This is a genomic window from Acinetobacter sp. A47 (genome assembly GCF_000805455.1).
Classification (GTDB): Bacteria; Pseudomonadota; Gammaproteobacteria; order Pseudomonadales; family Moraxellaceae; genus Acinetobacter.
Genome location: NZ_JSUS01000001.1, coordinates 476246 through 494921, shown reverse-complemented (window position 1 = coordinate 494921; position 18676 = coordinate 476246). Strand labels below are relative to the sequence as shown.

25 protein-coding genes are annotated in these 18676 nt (G+C 43.6%); 7 read left to right on the top strand and 18 right to left on the bottom strand.

The window, feature by feature from the left end:
• Nucleotides 1-7 precede the first annotated feature (7 nt).
• Together OC23_RS02375 and OC23_RS02370 are read left to right on the top strand one after the other, a co-directional pair.
• On the top strand, nt 8-586 hold the full coding sequence (locus OC23_RS02375) for a TetR/AcrR family transcriptional regulator (protein WP_038342482.1): 579 nt from the start codon (nt 8-10) through the stop codon (nt 584-586).
• Nucleotides 583-1491 carry a DMT family transporter gene (locus tag OC23_RS02370; RefSeq protein ID WP_038342481.1) on the top strand — a complete coding sequence of 303 codons (909 nt, stop codon included), beginning with the start codon at nt 583-585 and terminating at the stop codon, nt 1489-1491. The genes OC23_RS02375 and OC23_RS02370 overlap by 4 nt, the downstream gene beginning before the upstream one ends.
• A 22-nt stretch (nt 1492-1513) precedes the next feature.
• On the opposite strand, the gene OC23_RS02365 is transcribed toward OC23_RS02370, so the two are convergent.
• The 3 genes from OC23_RS02365 to tsaD all read right to left on the bottom strand — a co-directional run bounded on the left by OC23_RS02365 (nt 1514) and on the right by tsaD (nt 3652).
• The gene (locus tag OC23_RS02365; protein WP_038342479.1) at nt 1514-1837 is read right to left on the bottom strand and encodes a hypothetical protein; all 324 of its coding nucleotides are present in this window, start codon (nt 1835-1837) and stop codon (nt 1514-1516) included.
• Nucleotides 1838-1964: 127 nt separating this feature from the next.
• Nucleotides 1965-2468 carry a hypothetical protein gene (locus tag OC23_RS02360; RefSeq protein WP_038342478.1) on the bottom strand — a complete coding sequence of 168 codons (504 nt, stop codon included), beginning with the start codon at nt 2466-2468 and terminating at the stop codon, nt 1965-1967.
• 176 nt (nt 2469-2644) lie between these two features.
• Nucleotides 2645-3652, bottom strand: coding sequence for a tRNA (adenosine(37)-N6)-threonylcarbamoyltransferase complex transferase subunit TsaD (tsaD, locus tag OC23_RS02355; protein ID WP_038342476.1), 1008 nt, complete (start codon nt 3650-3652; stop codon nt 2645-2647).
• Nucleotides 3653-3796: 144 nt separating this feature from the next.
• Between tsaD and rpsU the strand changes: the two genes are divergently transcribed.
• Complete coding sequence (gene rpsU, locus OC23_RS02350) at nt 3797-4012, top strand: 30S ribosomal protein S21 (protein WP_004652785.1); 216 nt, start codon at nt 3797-3799, stop codon at nt 4010-4012.
• A 27-nt stretch (nt 4013-4039) separates the two neighbouring features.
• Nucleotides 4040-4486: a GatB/YqeY domain-containing protein gene (locus OC23_RS02345; RefSeq protein ID WP_038342474.1), complete on the top strand. Its 447-nt coding sequence runs from the start codon at nt 4040-4042 to the stop codon at nt 4484-4486.
• A gap of 76 nt (nt 4487-4562) precedes the next feature.
• Here OC23_RS02345 and OC23_RS02340 read toward each other — a convergent pair whose 3' ends face one another.
• The 7 genes from OC23_RS02340 to OC23_RS02305 all read right to left on the bottom strand — a co-directional run bounded on the left by OC23_RS02340 (nt 4563) and on the right by OC23_RS02305 (nt 10204).
• Nucleotides 4563-4922, bottom strand: coding sequence for a hypothetical protein (locus tag OC23_RS02340; protein WP_038342473.1), 360 nt, complete (start codon nt 4920-4922; stop codon nt 4563-4565).
• Nucleotides 4923-4962: 40 nt separating this feature from the next.
• Nucleotides 4963-5328 (bottom strand): GFA family protein, encoded by a 366-nt coding sequence (locus tag OC23_RS02335; RefSeq protein ID WP_038342472.1) that lies wholly within the window; start codon nt 5326-5328, stop codon nt 4963-4965.
• A gap of 23 nt (nt 5329-5351) precedes the next feature.
• Nucleotides 5352-6764, bottom strand: a complete 1413-nt coding sequence (locus tag OC23_RS02330; RefSeq protein ID WP_413772394.1) for a M48 family metalloprotease — start codon at nt 6762-6764, stop codon at nt 5352-5354.
• Between the two features lie 155 nt (nt 6765-6919).
• Nucleotides 6920-7507 carry a 1-acyl-sn-glycerol-3-phosphate acyltransferase gene (locus OC23_RS02325; protein ID WP_038342609.1) on the bottom strand — a complete coding sequence of 196 codons (588 nt, stop codon included), beginning with the start codon at nt 7505-7507 and terminating at the stop codon, nt 6920-6922.
• Nucleotides 7508-7618: 111 nt separating this feature from the next.
• On the bottom strand, nt 7619-8584 hold the full coding sequence (locus OC23_RS02320; RefSeq protein WP_038342470.1) for a 2-hydroxyacid dehydrogenase: 966 nt from the start codon (nt 8582-8584) through the stop codon (nt 7619-7621).
• A 16-nt stretch (nt 8585-8600) separates the two neighbouring features.
• Entirely contained in the window at nt 8601-9251 is a 651-nt protein-coding gene (locus OC23_RS02315) for a hypothetical protein (RefSeq protein WP_038342469.1), read from the bottom strand.
• Between the two features lie 356 nt (nt 9252-9607).
• Nucleotides 9608-10204: an NAD(P)H-dependent oxidoreductase gene (locus tag OC23_RS02305; protein ID WP_038342466.1), complete on the bottom strand. Its 597-nt coding sequence runs from the start codon at nt 10202-10204 to the stop codon at nt 9608-9610.
• A 99-nt stretch (nt 10205-10303) separates the two neighbouring features.
• On the opposite strand from OC23_RS02305, the gene OC23_RS02300 reads away from it, so the two are divergent.
• The gene (locus OC23_RS02300; protein WP_038342464.1) at nt 10304-11209 is read left to right on the top strand and encodes a LysR family transcriptional regulator; all 906 of its coding nucleotides are present in this window, start codon (nt 10304-10306) and stop codon (nt 11207-11209) included.
• Nucleotides 11210-11288: 79 nt separating this feature from the next.
• On the opposite strand, the gene OC23_RS02295 is transcribed toward OC23_RS02300, so the two are convergent.
• Both OC23_RS02295 and OC23_RS02290 read right to left on the bottom strand, forming a co-directional pair.
• Nucleotides 11289-12587 (bottom strand): Y-family DNA polymerase, encoded by a 1299-nt coding sequence (locus OC23_RS02295; RefSeq protein ID WP_038342463.1) that lies wholly within the window; start codon nt 12585-12587, stop codon nt 11289-11291.
• A 4-nt stretch (nt 12588-12591) separates the two neighbouring features.
• Complete coding sequence (locus OC23_RS02290) at nt 12592-13203, bottom strand: LexA family protein (RefSeq protein WP_038342462.1); 612 nt, start codon at nt 13201-13203, stop codon at nt 12592-12594.
• 291 nt (nt 13204-13494) lie between these two features.
• Between OC23_RS02290 and OC23_RS02285 the strand changes: the two genes are divergently transcribed.
• A complete protein-coding gene (locus OC23_RS02285; protein ID WP_038342460.1) occupies nt 13495-13725 on the top strand; it encodes a hypothetical protein in 231 nt (76 codons plus the stop codon).
• 207 nt (nt 13726-13932) lie between these two features.
• On the opposite strand, the gene OC23_RS02280 is transcribed toward OC23_RS02285, so the two are convergent.
• The 4 genes from OC23_RS02280 to OC23_RS02265 form a co-directional block, all read right to left on the bottom strand.
• Nucleotides 13933-14160: a hypothetical protein gene (locus OC23_RS02280; RefSeq protein ID WP_038342459.1), complete on the bottom strand. Its 228-nt coding sequence runs from the start codon at nt 14158-14160 to the stop codon at nt 13933-13935.
• A gap of 241 nt (nt 14161-14401) precedes the next feature.
• Entirely contained in the window at nt 14402-14728 is a 327-nt protein-coding gene (locus OC23_RS02275; protein WP_038342458.1) for a hypothetical protein, read from the bottom strand.
• A gap of 199 nt (nt 14729-14927) precedes the next feature.
• Nucleotides 14928-15380 carry a hypothetical protein gene (locus OC23_RS02270; protein ID WP_038342457.1) on the bottom strand — a complete coding sequence of 151 codons (453 nt, stop codon included), beginning with the start codon at nt 15378-15380 and terminating at the stop codon, nt 14928-14930.
• 273 nt (nt 15381-15653) lie between these two features.
• Nucleotides 15654-15863, bottom strand: coding sequence for a hypothetical protein (locus tag OC23_RS02265; RefSeq protein ID WP_038342456.1), 210 nt, complete (start codon nt 15861-15863; stop codon nt 15654-15656).
• Nucleotides 15864-16426: 563 nt separating this feature from the next.
• On the opposite strand from OC23_RS02265, the gene OC23_RS02260 reads away from it, so the two are divergent.
• Nucleotides 16427-17125 carry a DUF1826 domain-containing protein gene (locus OC23_RS02260; RefSeq protein WP_038342454.1) on the top strand — a complete coding sequence of 233 codons (699 nt, stop codon included), beginning with the start codon at nt 16427-16429 and terminating at the stop codon, nt 17123-17125.
• Nucleotides 17126-17164: 39 nt separating this feature from the next.
• On the opposite strand, the gene OC23_RS02255 is transcribed toward OC23_RS02260, so the two are convergent.
• Together OC23_RS02255 and OC23_RS02250 are read right to left on the bottom strand one after the other, a co-directional pair.
• Nucleotides 17165-17854 (bottom strand): hypothetical protein, encoded by a 690-nt coding sequence (locus OC23_RS02255; protein WP_038342452.1) that lies wholly within the window; start codon nt 17852-17854, stop codon nt 17165-17167.
• Between the two features lie 77 nt (nt 17855-17931).
• Nucleotides 17932-18249, bottom strand: a complete 318-nt coding sequence (locus OC23_RS02250; RefSeq protein ID WP_038342451.1) for a hypothetical protein — start codon at nt 18247-18249, stop codon at nt 17932-17934.
• Nucleotides 18250-18676 lie beyond the last annotated feature (427 nt).

Below are 18676 nucleotides of genomic sequence, written 5' to 3'. Positions count from 1 at the left end.
TTCGATTATGAGTTCAAAATCAGCAAAACAAAAAATCCTGGATGCAGCGTCAAGCTTGTTTTATAACGATGGCATCAGCAACACGGGTATTAACAGCATTACCGAGAAAGCCAATGTTGCCAAAATGTCTTTGTATAATAACTTTGCAACCAAGTCAGACCTTGTCACTTGCTATATCGAAGCACGGCATCAGGAATGGCTCGACTTGTATGAAAAAAGAAAAATGCAGGTAAAAACACCTCTAGACGGCATAATGGCAGTATTTGATGCCTATCAGGACCACGCCGAGTTTGCCTATGAAAAAGGTTTTCGTGGCTGTGGCCTGCTTAATGCGGCAGCAGAATTTCCTGCGCATAGTCCTGAACGCTTAGCCGTCAAAAAACATAAAGATGAAATCGAAGCGATTGTAGCCGGACATTTAAGTCAGTTTATCCATGATCCTGAACGCGTAAAGGAACTGGCACTGCACCTTTCTTTTATTTTAGAAGGATCGATTGCCCGTGCTGGACTGGAAAGCTCGAGTGACAAAGTATTTGCTGCCAGACACATGGCCCGGCGCTTATTAGAACAAGAGATTTCACCTTGAACAGTTCAATCAATATCAAAGCCTATTATGGTTTTATTGCAGTTTTGGTGGCTTCTATTTTATGGGGAACTACAGGCACTGCCGCGTCCTATGCACCCAATTTAAGCCCTTTAGCAATCGGTGCAATCGCCATGGGCGGTGGCGGATTATTACAAGCCCTCTTGGCACATAAAAATATCCGTAGCCATTTGCCACAAATCCGCGCTTATTATCCGTTGCTGCTGATCGGCATGGTCTCGGTTGCTATTTATCCACTTGCCTTCTATTCCTCTATGCGTATGGCAGGCATCACGATCGGTACGGTGGTCTCGATTGGTTCGGCTCCCCTGTTTAGCGCATTACTGGAAAAGTTTTTTGATAAAAAAGCGCTTTCATTAAAGTGGTTTATCAGCTTTATCTTTGGTGTGGCCGGAGTACTGCTCCTGTCCTTGGGCGAGTCACATTCCCAAGGAAATATGCAGCAGCTTTCTCATGATCAGAAAACCGTTGGCATTATACTCGGGCTGGTCGCTGCACTTAGCTACTCTCTTTATTCCTGGGCCGCCAAGAAAATGATTGACCGGGGTGTCGACTCCAAAGCTTCTATGGGACTAATTTTCGGGTTTGGTGCCTTGATTTTGTTACCGACCTTATTCTTCACCGGTACAAACCTGTTTGATGAGCCCGTAAACCTGTATGTGGTGGGTTATATGATGCTCATCCCGATGTTCCTTGGCTATTTGCTGTTTGGTTATGCCTTAAAAACCATTTCGGCCAGCACTGCAACCACGCTCACGTTATTTGAGCCTCTGGTGGCAGCACTGTTTGCCGTGTTGCTGGTCGGTGAACAACTGGCCGCAATTGGCTGGCTCGGCATGGCTCTGATTTTTGTATGCCTGGCTGTGCTGTCTAAACCAGACCGTTAGCAACCACGATTAAGATGACCTTCTAGCTCATAAACATCAATAGCAGGAAGATGGCACATACCAGACTGAATACAATCATCTTGCCATTGAAGAACAGGGCGATTTTTGCCGACTCTTTTACCGGGGGCTCGTCGCCCATGGCAATTGCCGCCAGCATGATACCGATGAAATTACAGATTACCGAGATGATCAACGCCATGAAAAAGAATAAATGGATCGGTGGCATTTCACAAATCTGGTCAAAACGACACGGAGTACTTAAAACATAAATAGAAAATAGTGTTGCTGCAGCAATAACAATGATACCTAACCATGCCAATATTGTTGCAGCCTTAACGACCCACATTTTTCCTTCCTTTTTTATAAAATGATTTATTATTGAGAATATGAACCGGTGTTCCAGAACAATCACAAACCATCACGATGATAAATGCAGAAAAGACCTTTTCTGCATCCATCACCAGATTTAAATATTAATATTCTTTTGCCAACTTTTCTAAAGTGGTTAGCATTTTTCTGACTACAGTTCTTTTATGATTGAGCATATTTTTAATGTTGGTCGGGTTAAAGCCCGTCAGCTTGGCAATACCACGGCTGGTCATATACTCGCCTGTTTTTGCAAAGTGCTTTTCACTTAACTCGGTTTTTGCATTTGAAAAGCGTACTGCCAGCTTATAGTCATTAAACTCAGACCAGGCACCAGTCTTGTATTCGTCTGCATCAAAGCTGCTCTTTTGCTGTGCTGGTTTATCACGCAGGATATTATTCAGGCGATTGACAATAATTTTTTCTTCGCTTTGTTCAATCAATTGATAAAGTTCGGTTTCTTCAAATGGTCGCCCTAACGCGATGTCTTTTCTATATTGCTCGACGATTTTTTCTTTTGCTGCCACCTTGTCCTCACCTTTTTGAGTGAGGCATAGAATCTTAAATAAAGACTCTAACCGGCCACATGTAAAAATATAAGAAATTTTCAACTTTTGTACTCCACAATGAGTTTTAGCTCATTCAAATAAATAATATATTCAATGCCTTAACACGAGCACTGGTTTGTCACCGGCACCCTGTATATCTGTCAATGATCTGATTTTTTAAAAATAGGAAAGCGCCAGACTGCCCCGCAGCCTGGCCGTGATAAAAAGAGAAACTGTCTTCAGGTCGGCTTTAACTCGGTCATCGGCCAGCGAGGTGTGGTGGTGACCGCCAGACCGTCCTGTTGTCCTGCCTTTAAACGCTGATAGCCAGCAAAGGCAATCATGGCACCATTGTCAGTACATAAAGCAGGTTCGGCATAGTACACCTGTGCTTTAATTTTTTTCAGTGAAACTTCCAGCTGCTCACGCAAACGAACGTTGGCACTGACCCCGCCTGCAATGACCAGACGTTTTAAACCGGTCTGCTTTAAAGCCTTTACCGATTTTTTTACCAGTGTATCAACGATCGCTTCCTGGAAAGAAGCAGCAACATCTGCATCACGATTTTCTTCAGCCAGCTTTTTCAACTGTACCGAAACCGCCGTTTTAAGGCCGCTAAACGAAAAATCCAGCCCCTGATGCAACATTGGACGTGGAAATTCAAATGCCTGGGCATCGCCCTGTAAAGCCAGTTTCGCAATATTTGGCCCACCCGGATAAGGCAGTTTCATCATTTTGGCGACCTTATCAAAGGCCTCACCCGCTGCATCGTCAATCGACTCGCCTAGCAGCTCGTACTGACCAATACCATAAGCCGCCATTAATTGGGTATGACCGCCAGAGACCAGTAATGCGACAAACGGAAATTCCGGTGGAGTTTCTGAAAGTAATGGTGCAAGCATATGGCCTTCCATATGATGTACCCCAATGGCTGGCTTGTTCAGTGCAAAGGCCAGACTACGGCCAAATAATGCACCTGTCATGAGTGCACCCATCAGCCCCGGACCCCGGGTATAAGCCACTGCATCAATCTCTTGCTTTTTAACGCCACTTTGCTCAAGCAACTGATTCATCAAGGGAATCATTTTACGGACATGGTCACGCGAGGCCAGCTCCGGCACCACGCCACCATATTCTGCATGCAGTTTGATCTGGCTATAGAGAACCTGTCCACGTAAGCCGAGCTCGCTATCATAGAGTGCTAACCCAGTTTCATCACACGAAGTTTCCAAGCCCAAAACAATCATTAAACTGCCTTTACTACGATCAAAAATAATATCCAGGCTATTATAGACTTGTGATCTGAGTTGTAAATGAGTAAAATACTGACCTTCACTTGCGATCTAGTGCATAGTGCGTTAGATCTTATCCATCATCTTAGAGGATTTTACATGCCACAAGTTAAGTTGAAAGAAGGCGAACCAGTAGACGTAGCTATCCGTCGTTTCAAACGTTCATGCGAAAAAGCGGGTGTTTTAGCTGACGTTCGTAAGCGCGAATTCTATGAGAAACCAACTCAAGAACGTAAGCGTAAAAAAGCTGCTGCAGTTAAGCGTTATCAAAAGAAATTGACTCGCGAATCTGTACGTACTACTCGCCTTTACTAATTAATTTGTGATTGACTGCTGAAGACTATGAATACTTTAAAAAACCAGATTACTGACGTATTAAAAAATGCAATGCGCGCCAAAGATATGGCGACAGTAACGGTGATTCGTGGTGTACAGGCAGCAATTAAGCAAATCGAAGTCGATGAGCGCATAGAGCTTGACGATGCTCAGGTTCTTGCGGTCATTGAAAAGCAAATTAAACAACGTAAAGAATCGATCAAAGCCTTTCAGGGCGCTGGTCGTGATGATTTAGCTAGTAAAGAACAAGCCGAAGTTGACGTTATTTCTCAATTTCTACCAGAAGCTATGACTGAGGAAGAGCTTGATTCTATCATTGAGCAAACGATTGCTGCTCAAGAAGCTACTAGCATGAAAGATATGGGTAAGGTGATGAATTCTCTACGTCCGATCATAGCCGGGCGTGCCGATCCTGCACAAGTATCTGCCAAAATTAAAGCCAAATTAAGCTAATCTGCTTAACCAACTGTATCCCCACTACTCTGTTTCAGACTGGATTCATTTCAATAATGAACCCAATCCCCCCGCTTTATTTAAAATCACACTGAACATTATATTTTGCAAGCATTTGCATTTCTTTTGAATCTGTCACCTGTTTGATTAAGTCCTGTCTGGTCATACTGGCATATTGCGGCGGCAAGGAAGTACGGTTGCGTTCAATTGCATCAGCCATATCCTGAATATAACGCTGATTAATCTGGCAATATTTGGCCTGCTGTTCAGGGGTAAATTGTGACGTTTGCGGATTGAGACTGCGTAGAAAGCCACGGATCTCCCGGGCATATACACCACGAATTTTATCGACTGCATTTACATATTGCTCAATCGATGCCGCCGAACTGATCCCCACACTGCTTATTGCAAACATAAAAACTAAAATCTGCTTCATAGACGTTCTAACTTCTCGGCCATTGCTTACGCTGGCCATCTTATCTTAATTCAATAAAATTTGGTTTATGCTCAAGAAAAAATTCCTGTTTCGGCGCAGGCAGATTACCTTCTGTCACTGTACCTAGACGTAAACGAATGACATTTGGCAAATCAATACGATAAGAATACAGCGGACTGGCACAGTTTTGACAAAACACCCGGGCCTTGTCGGGTGTATGAAAATATTCTTTTAGCTGCGCATGTCCGGCAATCAGCTCAAATTTGCTTTGCTCCAGTGGACTATTCCATCCGGCAATCGTCCCTTGTGCCTGCTGGCAATGCGAGCAGTAGCATAAAATACTGTTTTCAATTTCCCCATGATATTGATACTGCACAGCGCCGCACAGGCATTGTCCTTTGATCATATTATTGTCCTTATTTAACCGGCTCAGATTTTCATGCGACGGTCATCCTGCATTTGTTTGAGACGTGAATCGATTTTGGCCGACATGGCCAGATTACCTTTTGCCAAGCGCTGGGCATGCAGCATCGACTTGATCGCGTTTTCTTCATAACCTGACCAGTACTCGGCTTCTGCTCGGTAACATAGCACATTAATTGCTTGCAGAGATGAGCTTTTATCCAGATTGGTTGCACGTTGCAATAATTGCCAGCCTTCAATATCTCGCTGGTTTTTATGGATAAAACGTTGTACCAGACTTTGTGCCTGTGCAATCTGGCCTTGTCGAATCAACACTTCTGCCAGTTTATACGACAAGGCCCGGTTTTCAGGCATGGTTCTTTGCACTGCAGCAATACTGTTGCCGGCCTGCTCTATTTTATTTTGCCCCAGATAAATATCCGTCTGGATCAAAGGAATCAGCACATGATTTTTTAATCTTGATTTAACCAGATCCAGATTTTCCTGAGCCTGACCATAATCTCCGCGTTCCAGATAAAACTTGCTCAGTGCAAGTTGTGCTGCGGTGTTATTCTGGTTGGCCAGTGCCTGTAACTGGATTTCTGTGGCCTGATTGGACACTACTGCGGTATACAGTTTCAAAATTTCAAAATCAAGGTCATACAGTTTTGACCTGACCTTCGGCAGCTGATTAGCCCGTAACCGCGCTTCGCTCATACGTTCAGTCGTTAAAGGATGGGTAAACCAGAAGTCGGGTAAAAAGCTGACACGGCTGGTCGCACGATGCATGGTCTCAAAGTAATCGGCCATGCTTTGCGGATTATAGCCAGCCGCATACATAAACTGCATACCAATCCGGTCCGCCTCACGCTCCTGATTACGGCTATAACTCAATTGCTTGTCCATCAATGCAGCCTGAGTTCCCAACATGACTGCCGAACCGGCACTGCCATCTGCCTGCGAGGCAATCGCTGCACCCACAATAATCCCGGCCAATGCCAGCAAACCCTGACCTTTGAAGGCTTCTTGAGAACGGCTGTAATGTCGCTGCGCCACGTGCGCAATCTCGTGCGCCATCACGCCAGCAATCTCGTCCATATTTTTGGCAGAAGTAATCAGGCCTGTATTCAGGGCAAATAGCCCGCCTGGTACGGCAAAAGCATTAATCTGGGGGTCTTTGACAATCACCAGACCGATGGGCTGTCCTAGCTGGGTCTGGCTTAAAATACCTGAGAAAACCTGCAAGAACTGGTCCTCCAGCCATGCATCCTGCACCGTTGGCATTTGCCGGTGCACTTCACGATACACCTTTTCCCCAATAAATTTTTCTTTTTGCTGGTCGAGCAAACCGATACCGCTGCCAATTTCAGGCACTTCCGTCTGCCCGGCCGTCACTGTCGGCAAAAACACCTCTGTATGGCTCAATTGAGTTGTGGCCAGTAAGCCACATGCAAGCAGCAACGATCTCAAGTGGTTTCTCTATGATTTTAATAAAGAAATTTAATATAGCATTGAAAAAAGGAGAAATTTGCAACAATGTGTTATAAAAGGCAGAAAAAATCTGCCTTATTTTATGATTTTTGCAAGCAGCCGATTTATTCTGCGGCCATATAACGCCGGTCTACACTGAACTTTTCCGGGAATTTAGCATTAATCTTGGCATAGAAAGCCATGATTTCGGCCATGTCTTTTGCATAATCCCCTGTCGGATAAATTATTTTTCCCACACCGGTCTTTTTTCTGGCATAGTCCATATAGGCCAAGGCAATCGGTACACCTGCAGTGGTCGCCACATGATAAAACCCCGTCTTCCACTGTTCCTGCTTTGCGCGTGTTCCTTCAGGGGTCACCAACATCACCAGTTTGGGATGTGTCTTAAACAGGTTACTCATGAGCTGAACCATGCTTGGACGTTCCTGACCGGCCTGCTTTACGCTACGGTCAATCCCGATTCCCCCCATCGCCCGCACAAACGGTCCGAAGGGAAATTTCATATAACTGTCTTTAATGGTGATCCGCACATTCACCCCCAAAGCTTTCAAGGCCAGACGCGCATAAAGTGCATCCCAGTTGCTGGTGTGCGGGGCGGCAATCATGACACATTGATCAATCTCCAGATCCCAGTGATTGTCAATTTCCCAGCCCATTAAACCTAAACTTTGTTCAGCTAATTTCTCAAACACCAGACGCCCCAAGACGAAGTCACAAAGGGCGCAAGTGTAGCAATATCCATCCGTTTAGAAAGATCAGCCCGTACAATAATCCAGCGATCACATGTGCTGCATTGTAAGCAATTATTCAAACTTTGGATTGACCAGATAACGCGGTGTCCGGTCTTGCAGTGCATCTACCAGATTCTGATAAGCCAGATTGACCATTTTCTTACGTGTTTCGGCAGTTGCCGAGCCCAGATGCGGGACAGTCACTGCATTTGGCAATTCAAATAAAGGGGAACTCTGCAAAGGTTCTTTGGTATAAACATCCAGACCTGCTGCAAAGATTTTGTTTTGCTGTAAGGCTGCAATCAGTGCTTGTTCATCAACCACCGAACCACGGGCAATATTGACAAATACCGCATGTTTTTGCATTAAATCGAACTGTTCTGCACCAATCAGTGCCTTGGATTCGGTATTTAAATCAACCGCAACCACCACAAAATCAGACTGTTGTAATAACTGGTCTAGTTCGCGATACTGGGCATTGAATGCCTGCGCCACTTCAATTTTTTCACGGCGATTATGGTACAGAATATTCATATTGAAACCATGAAAACCGCGACGGGCAATGGCAGCACCAATATTGCCCAGGCCAATAATTCCCAGGGTTTTACCAAATACATCAACACCAAACTGTTCAGTTGATACAGTACGTTTCCATTGACCCTGTTTGGTCCATGCATCCAGATATGGAATTTGTCGTGCCGCGCTGAGCAATAAAGTAAAAGCGAGATCGGCCGTTGTTTCTGTCAATACATGCGGTGTATTGGCCAGCCAGATTTTTCTCTGGTTCAGATAATTGACATCGTAATTGTCATAGCCCACCGATACCGAAGAAATCACCTTGAGCTTTTGTGCAGGCGCCAGATTACTTTCATTGAGTAAGCGCCCCGCCCCGATCATGGCATCGGCATCTACGACTTCAGTCCGGATCTGCTCATTGATATCGCCCAGCTTGGGATGCAGTACCACCACCTGATAATCTTGTTGCAACCGTGCGATAATATCCTGATCAATCTGGCTAAATACAACGACTTTCTTCATGATTCAATTCCGTTCTTTATTGCATGAGCTGCCACAATCTTCTTTTTAACAAAGGTTGGGCCAGCATTTCGTCCAAACTTGCCAAATGTAATATATTAGAATGCTGAATAAAGTCCAGTTGACCTAAGCATAATATTTTTTTGTTGGTGGCCGTTGCATCCAGAAAGCCCTGAACATACGAAGAAAGGCCCCTGCTTTCCTGAAAAGCGGGCAATGGAAATGGCCATTTCAACTCTGCATATTGCCCCAGTTTTGCCTTTTGAATGTTTTGCCACAACTGGCGTTGAGCATCGCCTAGCTGGCTACTTTCCAGTAAAATTGCACAATTTTCCAGAACATACATTTGCAATTCAAATGCCTGAACCTGGGTTGTGATAATGACCGTTTCCTTGTCCGCAACCGCTTCTTCCTGAATAGCCGGTTTTGCAGCAATTTCGGCCTGTGGCGGGGGAATGATTTCTGTAACCGGCGCTGCCGGTACAACCTTGACCTGAACGTCCTGAGCAACCGCTCCAGTCTCAAATGCAGGCACAGTAGATTGCGAGATGTCTTCAATGACTTGATCCCGCCACAAGCTGGGCGCAGTATTTTTTTGACATACCACTTCTCGAGGAATCCAGATATCAATTCCCAAAGTTGCCAATATGTTTCTCTGCTGCCCGACCATCTTATCTACTCATACTCTTCACTTACAGCGATTTTCGCTCCTGTAACGCGACCTATAGTCTAACATAAACTGCCTTGGTCTAAATGACTTCCTTTTGTCCAATCACGCCTCCAAACAGTTCAAACCGGAGGATAAAGCCCAGCACTTATCAGGCCAGCCAGACATCCTAGCTGCCAGGCAAGCAAGCATGTCCGGACTTTTCATTCCGGTTTTATCAGGTTATGGCTTTGCGTTTTTCGCATGCTCATTTCAAAATACAATAAAAAATCTGGAAGGCTTTTTAAATAAAAAAAATCGGACAATAGTTGGAATATTGTCCGATTCTGCCATAAAGCAGCAAAGGGGTAGAGAGTGATTTAAACTGCGATCTGGCGCGCTTTCTGGTAAGCCTCATTTAACGCCTCGGCTTTTAATGCAGAGATATCCAGACCTTCAGCATAGATGAAATTAACCTCATGGATTCCCATCAAGCCCAATACCGAACGTAGGTAAGGCGTGACTGCATCGGTTGGCTGTCCCACGTGAATACCGCCACGGCTACTCATGACAATCGCCTTGACACCTTCAACCAGACCCTCCGGATAGGTTTCGGTATAACGGAAGGTATGACGGGCACGGGCAACCAGATCAAACCAGTTTTTCAACTGTGTTGGCACATTCAGGTTGTACATTGGTGCGCCAATCAACAATAAGTCTGCCGCTTTTAGCTCTGCGATCAGCTCATCGGATAATTGCACGATCTGCTGGATGGTTGCACTCGCATTGTCAGCGCCACGCAAGGCATGAAAAATCTCGGCATCCAGTACTGGCAGGTTTAATGTGGTCAAATCACGGACGATGATCTCATCCTGTATGCCATTTTCCACACGCTGTTTTAAAAATTCATCGATCAAACGGCTGGTTTGTGAGTGATCACCCATAATACTTGACTTCAACACCAACACTTTCGCCATGTTTGTTCTCCATATTCTTGATGGAGCCATCTTACTACTACCGCTCAGGAACCAGTAGTGATAGTATTTCTCTCAATTGATTCCAAAAAATCTACAATAATGCAAACCGAATTCAATACGATCTCAATTTTCGTGACAGTGGTGGAGGCAGGCAGCTTTACCAAGGCAGCCGAACAACTCCATCTCACCCGCTCTGCCGTAAGTAAAAACATTGCCCGTCTGGAAGAACGCCTCGGGGCGACTTTATTTAAACGTACCACCCGCACCCTTAGCCTTACCGCAGAAGGGATTCTGTTTTATGAACATAGCCAGCGTGCAATTGCCGAGATTCATCGTGCTGAAACCTTGCTTGATCAAGGTAAAATCAGTGCCACCGGACTACTCAGAATCTCGGCCCCGGCCCTGTTTGGACAGCTTTATGTTGCCCCGCTCATGGTTGAATTTGCCCAACAGCATGCTGGTTTACAGGTTGAACTGTCCTTTAATGATCGTACTGTCGATTTAGTTGAAGATGGTTTTGATCTGGCCATCCGGATTGGCAATTTACCCGACAGTCATCATCTGGTAGCCAGAAAACTGGGGGTACACCGGATGCTACTCTGCGCCACGCCCGAGTATCTGCGCAAGTCGCCCCCCATCAACAGTCTGGAAGATTTACAGCAGCACACCACCATTTCCTATCCCTATTCGGGACAGCTCCCCAAGTGGCAGTTACAGGATGAGGCGCATCAGCAATATGCCATCAAGCCCAAGGCAAAATTGATGATGAATGATATGCAGGCCATCAAGAATGCCGTATTAATGCATCAGGGTATCGCCTGGCTGCCGGACTGGCTGATTCATCATGAATTACGGTCAGGCGTATTGGTACAGGTACTGGCAAGGTTTTCCAGTGTAGACTTTCCGATCCATGTCATCTGGCCGGCTTTACCTTACATGCCGTTAAAGACCCGTCTGGCAATTGACCAGTTGGTGGCAACGCTGGCACCCCAACTAAAACATTAACGTTGTGACCTGCATCAGCCTGTATAAAACGAGCTTGCCAGCCAGAACAGCTTTGCTTAATAGTTTACAGGCAAGTGCTTCAAATCACCCTGAGCAGGTCTTCCCATTTGGTGAGGTAACTGGGAGATTTATGGTTCTGGATCATGCTCCATGACCGTCCATGCGGTGTAATCAGGCGAGCTAAAGTCATGCTATCGCGCCCGAATTTCTTGTTGATTTCATCAAAAGCCAGTGAAAGTTCACGACGGGCAATAAGCTCATCGGTATTGTGGAACAAATCCACCACATGACGCTGTTGCGGAATGACATCCAGCAAGATGACTTCTGCTTTTTTATAACGGTGACCGTCCTGATAAATGCGGTCCAGCCCCTGAAGTACAGCCTTCATGATCTGTAGCCGGTCATCGCTATAATCGGCCAGATATACCACAGTGAAGGGCCGATAGTAATTTTCTTTATTAAAACGGTTAGTCCGGATACTTACCCCGACCGCTTTACAAAGCAGCTTCTGTTTGCGGAGTCGCTCTACAGCACGTAAAGTAAATTCGGTTAAAGCTTCACTTAGGTGGTCCTTATCCTGAATCGGCTGCCCAAAGGAACGGCTACTTAAAACTTGCTGGCGGTCCGGCACAACATCTTCGATTTCAAGACAGGCCATGCCGCGCAATTCTTTTACGGTATTTTCCATAACCACTGAAAAATATTTTCCGATCATTTTCGGGTCGGCCTGTAACAGGTCCATGACCGAGTGTATATGCATCTGTTCCAGACGTTGTCGAATCTTGCGTCCTACTCCCCAAACCTCACCCACCGGCATATTTTCCAGTAAATCTTCAATCACGCATGGATCTTCCGCGATGAGATTGCATATTCCCTGAAAACTGGCATGGGTCTTGGCCAGATTATTGGCCAGTTTGGCCTGAGTTTTGGAGTAACCAATACCGATACAGCAAGGCAGTCCCAGCCATGCCTTCACGGTATCCAGAATTTGCCGGGCATATTCAGTTAAATCGTAGCTTTGCTGATAAGCGGTTAACTCTAAAAAACATTCGTCAATGGAGTAGACCTCCTGTTCACAGGGTTCTACAAAGCTGGCCAGGATGTTCATGAAACGGCGTGACATTTCGGCATATAACGCATAGTTACTTGAAAATACAGCGACCTGATATTGCCGGATCAGTTCCTCAATCTGAAATACAGGAACCGCCATACGGATTCCCAACTGTTTGGCCTCATAGGAACGGGATACCACACATCCATCGTTATTGGATAACACCACCACAGGACGGTTTTCTAACTTTGGATTGAATACCCGCTCACAACTGACATAACAGTTGTTGACATCAATCAAGGCAAAAATACGTTGTGGCAGGCGCATCGGGTTACCTCATCGGTTTCAGGTTGTAAGTCACAACCCCCCAGATCTGTAACTCCTGCTCTTCTGTAATATAAATATTCTGGTAATCGGGGTTTTCAGCCTTTAGCCAGACTTTGGGTGGATTGAACTGATAGTCGATCATCAGCCGTTTTACCGTAAAGTCATTATCAATCAGGGCAATCACAATGTCTCCGGATTTGGCGACCAGACTGCGATCTACCACCAGGGGATCATCAATATCAATACCTGCATCCAGCATGGAAAGTGAATTTGCCTTTACTATAAAGGTCGAGTTTTCGTTACGGATTAAATACTCATTCAAATCCAGCGCTTGCTCGACATGATCCTGGGCAGGCGATGGAAAACCCGCTGCGACGCGTTCCGTTGCGAGCGGAATGTGGTAAAGTCGTTCATGGTTGGCCTGTACATTCTGTATTTTCAAGGTCGGGGTCAAATCTGAACGGGTTCCGGTCTTGGTATTATTGAGTAGCCAGTTTTTAATAAAATCGACCTGGGACTCAGGCACACGAATGACTTTGGTGGGTTCACTAAACTGCGCCTTCCGGCCCGCATTGGCTCTGGCCCCGCCATGTTCAAATTCTTTTTTTTTGGACATACTCCCCCCTTACCCAAGTCTAAAATAGCTTCAAATAATTTAACTTGAAAAAGTTACAAATTCAAGTTGACGCCCAATTAATTTTGCATAACAATAAATCCGGTAGATCAGATTTTAGCTTGCCGAGTTTGAACAAGGATGTAACGCAACTAAAATTCATGAATCAAATAAATGACTTAGCTTGTTTTTTTATTTTTTTGGCAGAGTTAAGTGATTGATCTGGTTGATGAATAAATCTGGCCTAGAGCCGTAAGGTTTTATTCAAAGATTTTTGATGTGGAGACATGAAAAATGAACAAACAACGTGATGCTATTTTAGGTTATGCAGATGAACAACATGCTTACTTTATCCGCCTGATCGAGAACAATACCGTACTTGGCAATAGCTATGGCCTGTTTTGCGAAAATCCGGATAGTGAGACCGCAGAGAGTATTATGACGACGCTGTTCCTGAAAAAATCTTTCTGGTTAAATGGCTCTGAATTTAACGATATCGTAAAAGGTCTGAACCCGATTACCTGAGCAAGAGATACCAATTTTTAATTGAAAAAGAGCTCGGACCCTGCCCTTTAATCTCCCGGCTCTTTAAATAACTTGCTCCCACTGTCCAGAAATTGATCTCAAAAATACTGCCAGAGCAGATGCACATTTTTATCATGCAAATGACGAAACCCACTTATTCCAGACCACCAAGTGGGTATTGTTCTGTCTGATCCCCAACATCTGGATTTAGATAAACCGTTTATCGTCTACTGGAGCAACCAGTTTATAAATTTTGCCGTCAGCTTCATTTTCAAAAAGCAAGTCAATATTTGGATAGATAATATTGCCTTCTACCTCGATATGTTCGACCCGTTTAAAAAAAGGAATATCCTGATCTTCCAGATCGTTTAACTGGGCGATGACAATAGACTCGTTCTCTTCTTGATCTTTTACGATAACTGTAATCTTATCCATAACAGTTCTCCCAATACTATAGTTCCTAGGACTATGGGAAATTTTTGCGCTCTTGTCGACCAGAGGGTTGTAACAAGAATTATAACTATTATCGTTTTATATTTCAGCGAGCCAAGTCTTTGAAAATTAGCTAAAGTCTTAATTTATATTCCTATTAACTTAACCGTTGGGTTACAAATTTAAGCACTCAAGGTTTCAGAATCCTGCTGAAACAGGTTCAATATGCGGTCTCACTATACATCTATTTACTTGCCAGTTCTTCCGCTGTATTTTTCACTTTGGTCTTGTCTGGCAAGGGGGCCGCATTTTTTTCTGCCTGTTTGAGTTCCAGATATTCTCTTGCATCTTCTCTACGGTGTATCCCGCCTAGTTTTAAAGCCTGTGTGTCTACTTCTTCATTGATATTGGCTTTTTTCACCGATTGCTTGATGAGAGAGTTTTTGGCCTTTTCTTTTGATACGGTAGAGGCGACAGCAGCTTCTGAACCGGTTAAAGGTGCAATGGTCTCAGCAGCAAAAACAGGTGTTGCCACAATAAACACAAACATTAAACCTAGTGCACCCTTCATCATTGATTCCCCATTCAATTGTAATTTTAGTCTTTAATATTATCATGTTATGGCTTATGAATTGAGTTAAAATTTAATCAATTCTTTCTATTAAAACGCAGATTTAGCTGCCGCAGCTACGATTGGCGCGGTTTGTCCTGCATTCCGGTCAACATCGCAAGATCAGCCTGCTCTCTCGAAAAGAGGTTGCAAGGACGGGCTAAATATTCTTGATTTCTTCGGCAAAGTCATCACTTCTAAAGTAAGAAATAATCCTTTCCCCGCTATGTTCATTGCGCCTATCTAAAATGACATTGGGATCGCTTTGGAACGTAAATTCAGGAGGAATATCCGTATGTAGCGGGGGTAACCGTTTTACGCCACCGTCTGTAATCCGCTCGATAAATCCTGCCAGCCACAATACAAATTCATCCTTGTGCTTATAGCTAGGCACCAGACTAATATCCAGACTGATACGGCTGTTGGTGAGTGGTTGCTCAAAACCTTCAACAAAATCAATATACTGACAAGTCAGCTTCAGGTCTGTGTCGACCAGCTCTTTACGAAGCTGCTTGATAATTAAATTCAGGCAATCTTGCTTATTGTCTGTAAACTGCTTGTTTTCCTGAAATTTCCTGTAGATATTTTCAGATATTCGCAAATACTGGGGCATTTCCATTTCCTTAATGCAAATCTTGTTAATATTATTTTGAAATGAAAACCATTTTCTATTTGTAAATAATTATAAGCCTCATGTAAGTAATACCAGCTTTGTGCAACATCTACACAATTTTTAATAGGCTGTATGCATTGATCTGTTGCAATCCAAGACACCATATCAGACAAGAAAAATTACAGCTTTAGCTGCCAAGATATACAATTAAAAAATCCATAATCTTTTGATTATGGATGGATATAGATGCATAGAAGCCAAGAGCTGGCGAGACTAAAGCACTTCTATAAATTTATAAATGCGGCCATCTTTCGGATTTTCATAAAGCAGTTCCATATTGGGCAGGATAATTTCTCCCTCAATTTCAATGTGTTCTATGCGCTTGAATAAAGGAAGCTCTTGATCATTGGCTTGACGAATCCAGGCACGGGCAACATTTTCAGTCTCAAACTGATCCTTTACTTTGATTTTTATATTATTCATTGAATCACTCCATTTAAAGTGTAAAACAGCTTGTCATCAGGTTAAAAAGATAAATCTTATAAAAAATAAAAATATTAAAAAATACAATAAAAGCAAGATGATATGATGCAGTTATCATCTACACTGCTTTTTTTAAAGACTGTGATTTAAACTAAAACTCCTTATCTGGCTCAAGAGATAAATCTCTTCAATACATGCTAATGTTGCGCAAAATTACGCCTAGGGAATATCTCAAATAAAAACCTAAATTGTCGATCACGGGGTTGTAACGAAAAATATTTTTTAATTTTATAACTATAAAAATCAAAAATTTAAATAAAATCCATGTCATTAAAAAAAATCAAGAGCCGTGCTAAAGATGTGATTAATCTCACATTTATAAAGCGTCCTGCAGCATAAAAGAAATAGCAAATCTGCCTCATTCGCCATTATTTTCCCAGACTCGACTCTTGAGTATGGACTGACCTCCCCCATTCTGCTTAATCCTCACCTAAGCGGTTGATGTAAAAATCCGGATCAGAATCGGTGTATATTATTGGACGGGCTACTTTTTAATTTTTTATATGAGTCATCAATTTTCTGATAACCCGCAAGTTGGCGTGGTTTCTACTTTTACCGAGCTTGTACAAACCCGTTTTCATGGAAAAATGAATGCCCTGTGCTGGCATAGACGTCTTTCTGGCGATTTTACCGAAATTGTAAACAAACTGTCGTTACAAGAGCATGTGACTGAAGTCACGCCGGAAGACCTGCTGGAACTGTCATTATCAGAACAAGGCCATATCGCAAGGCTAACAATTCTGCAAGATATCCGGCAGCTAACCGATTGGGGAGCAGATCCTGTGCTTAACCTGATTCAATCTTATCCACGCGATACAGAGCTGGACTTCATTTCGACTGACGTCTATTCATATCATGTCGATCGCTCACCGATCGAAACAGATACGTTCTTATGCACCTATCATGGCGCTGCCAGCGAAATTCTGCCCAATCACCAAGTCAGACAAAAAATCCTGATTCCAGAAATCAGGACACAGCTTGAACAACTCCATGATGGCCCGGCAGATGAGTTTGACAACTTCCTGCAAGCACATTTTTTTGACTTGCATTATCAACCCAGTGCTGGCGCAACAGCACTCAACCTCGGGGTTGGCCATCTTTGGCGTCTGGCAGTCGACCATCCCGGCCAACATGTTTTACCGTGCGTTCATCGGGCACCTGTTGAAAAAGACGGCGAGTATAGACTGCTGTTGATCTGCTAAAACCCCTACCCGCCTGTGCTTGTTGAGGGCCGTTGCAAATTATTTGTTTGCCAGCTTTCCGGCCCCCCATTGAATTGGTAAGGACACGATATCAAATGCCAGAGCAACCGGCATCAGCACCCGCTTTTTCATGACATTCGCTTTATTTTCCTGTGTTTTCAGGCGCGCTTCACGGAGTACAATCGGCACACTGCTGGTGAGGGAAAGATTAGCTTGCTGCGGCTTTGCCTGATAGACAGTTCCCTTGATCGCAATGTTTCTGGCCAGATATATCTCTTTCACATCAGACTGGTCTGACACCGGTTCTTCCATAAAACCGAGTGCACGTAATTGCTGTTTTTTTGCCGCACTGAGCTGGCTCATCGGAACCGGATGATAAAAATGAATGTGTCCGTAAAAAACATTGTCATTATAAACATCAAGTTCAAGCGGCAAGGTGTTGCGTATGGCACGTTCTTGTACAGGCAAATTTTGCATGATCTTTAAAACATCATCGCCGCCATCACTCAGAAGATAATTATAATTTTCACCAATCAGCAAGGTACTGGAAGCCTGTTTATCTTCAGCTTTTATTTTTCCCAAGCCGGTAATGCGATCTTCCTGCAAAATTTTATAGTCGGTTCTGTACTCGTAGCTTGGATATTTGTTTTCCAGGCTTAAAGAAGCGCAAGCCGGTAAAACAAGTACCGGAATCAGGCAAACAGTTTTTAGATAATTGGGAAAACGCACGCTTTTATTACCGTTCTGCAGAAAAAAGTTTGACGTTTATAAAATAAAAAAGCCCATAACACTATGGGCTTTTCTTATCATTTGGCTGAATTGACACCAACAACAAACTGGCTACAGTTCGAGCCTTCAGAAGCATTGGCTAAGTTTTCTTCAGAAAACTTAAACTTCGATGCAACTGATGCATAATCTTTCTTCAAGACCTGACCTGTCAACTCACCTAATGGTTTCACCTGTTCAGGTTTCAATATCTCATGTTCAACCGCCTGATTGACGATTGTGCAGGCTGTTGTCATGACATCGATACGTCCAACCGTTTTTGAATACCCAAAAGTGCCTAAGATAAGACCAACCACTAAACCAATAATTACTGAAAAAGTTACATGCTTTTTATTCATGATATGACACCGCAAAATAGAGCCAAATTTAAGACCCAACTATCGAGTCAAAACTCAATCACTTAAAAATGAAAATTAAACCAAATAAAAAAGGCACATCAATAAATGGTGTACCTTGTTAAATGCAAGTCAATTGAAAAACAGATCAATCATTTCCTGCTTGGGTCTAAACAGGATACGGTTTCATAAATAAAAGGAAAAGTCAGTATCTTTCAATTTTTCTGATAGAAAATCGCCTTATCCACATCTTTTCATACTCAAGACCAATATCATTCATCAGGTTCAAAATATTAAAAGGTAAAAACAAGCTTTAATAACAACATATCAGGCTCGGCTTCCGGGAGTGCCAATTATAATATTTTCCTGACCCACGGCTGCCAGATATCGTCCCGACCAGCTCGCATTTTTCTACGGTACAACGACTTTT